Origin of the sequence: Pseudonocardia sp. SID8383, assembly GCF_009864975.1 — a bacterium.
In the GTDB taxonomy this organism is placed as follows: domain Bacteria; phylum Actinomycetota; class Actinomycetes; order Mycobacteriales; family Pseudonocardiaceae; genus Pseudonocardia; species Pseudonocardia alni.
This window is the reverse complement of the sequence record NZ_WWFY01000285.1, coordinates 1-1488: the sequence shown is the minus strand read 5'-3', so window position 1 is coordinate 1488 and position 1488 is coordinate 1. Positions and strand designations below refer to the sequence as shown.

Below are 1488 nucleotides of genomic sequence, written 5' to 3'. Positions count from 1 at the left end.
GGCGGTCGCGGCGGAGCCGTGCTCGGCGGCGGTGACCAGGCCCAGGTGCCGCGAGGGCACCGCCAGCTCGGCCCGGCGCGGGACCGCGCCCAGCACCGGGAGCCCGACCTCCTCGGCCGCGGCCCGGCAGACCTGCGCGTGCCGGTCGGACCCGACCCGGTTCAGGATCACGCCCGCGACCTGCACGGTGCCCCTGTGCGTTCCGCCTGCGCTCCACGCCGTGTCGCCGAAGGAGCGGAAACCGTGCAGCAGCGCGGCCAGCGACCGGGACTGCCCCCGGACGTCGACGACCAGCACCACCGGTGCGCCCAGGGTCGCCGCGACCTGTGCGGTGGACCCGGCGCCGTCGGCGATGCGGCCGTCGAACAGGCCCATCACCCCCTCGACGACGGCGACGTCGGCGTCCCGGGCGCCGTGTCGGGCCAGCGGCGCGAGCCGGTCGGCGCCCTGCAGGACGACGTCGAGGTTCCGGCCCGGGCGGCCCGCGGCGAGGGTGTGGTAGCCGGGGTCGATGTAGTCCGGCCCGATCTTGAACGGTGCGACCCGGGTGCCGCGCCGCGACAGCGCGGCCATCAGCCCGGTCGCGACCGTGGTCTTCCCGCTCCCCGACGACGGCGCCGCGACGACCAGCGCGCGGGCCGTGGTCACCACTCGATCCCCCGCTGACCCTTCTGCCCGGCGTCCATCGGGTGCTTGACCTTCGTGGTCTCCATGACCAGGTCGGCGGCCTCGACCAGGGCCTGCGGGGCGTCCCGGCCGGTGATGATCACGTGCTGCTGCCCGGGCCGGTTGACCAGCACGTCGACGACCTCGTCGACGTCGATCCAGCCCCACTTGAGCGGGTAGGTGAACTCGTCGAGCACGTAGACGCGGTGCGCCTCGGTCCCGATCCGGCGGCGGATCTCGGCCCAGCCCTCGGCGGCGTCGGCGGCGTGGTCGGTCTCGGTGCCGGCCTTGCGCGACCAGGACCAGCCCGAGCCCATCTTGTGCCACTCGACGGGCCCGCCCTGCCCGGTCCGGGAGTGGACCTCGCCCAGGGCGCGGAACGCCTCCTCCTCGCCGACCTTCCACTTCGCGGACTTGACGAACTGGAACACCCCGATCGACCAGCCCTGGTTCCAGCCGCGCAGCGCCATCCCGAACGCGGCGGTCGACTTCCCCTTCATCACCCCGGTGTGCACCACCAGCAGCGGCCGGTTGCGACGCTGGCGGGTGGTGAGCCCGTCGGTGGGCGTGACGGACACCTGTCCCTGCGGCACGGTGGTCTCCTCTCAGGCGGCGCGGGCGGACCGGGTCTCCCGGACCAGGTCGCCCACGCTGTCGGCGGTCAGCTCGTCGAGGGTCACCAGCTCGCCGCCCGCGGCGGCGGCGAGCGGCGCGGCGAGCCCGAGGCGGACGTGGCCCGCCTCGCAGTCGACGACGACGGTGTGCACCCCGTCCGCGGCCAGCAGCCCGGCGGCGCGGCGGGAGTCGGCGACGGGGTCCCCG

2 protein-coding genes and 1 pseudogene are annotated in these 1488 nt (G+C 75.6%); all 3 read right to left on the bottom strand.

Going from position 1 to position 1488, the window contains the following annotated elements:
- On the bottom strand, nucleotides 1-651 hold a 651-nt coding region (locus GTW08_RS06895), incomplete at its 3' end, for a cobyrinate a,c-diamide synthase (protein ID WP_346009868.1).
- On the bottom strand, nucleotides 645-1259 hold the full coding sequence (cobO, locus tag GTW08_RS06890; protein WP_073574299.1) for a cob(I)yrinic acid a,c-diamide adenosyltransferase: 615 nt from the start codon (nucleotides 1257-1259) through the stop codon (nucleotides 645-647). The genes cobO and GTW08_RS06895, both read right to left, overlap by 7 nt.
- A gap of 12 nt (nucleotides 1260-1271) precedes the next feature.
- Nucleotides 1272-1488: pseudogene (locus tag GTW08_RS06885) on the bottom strand (magnesium chelatase); the annotation flags it as partial.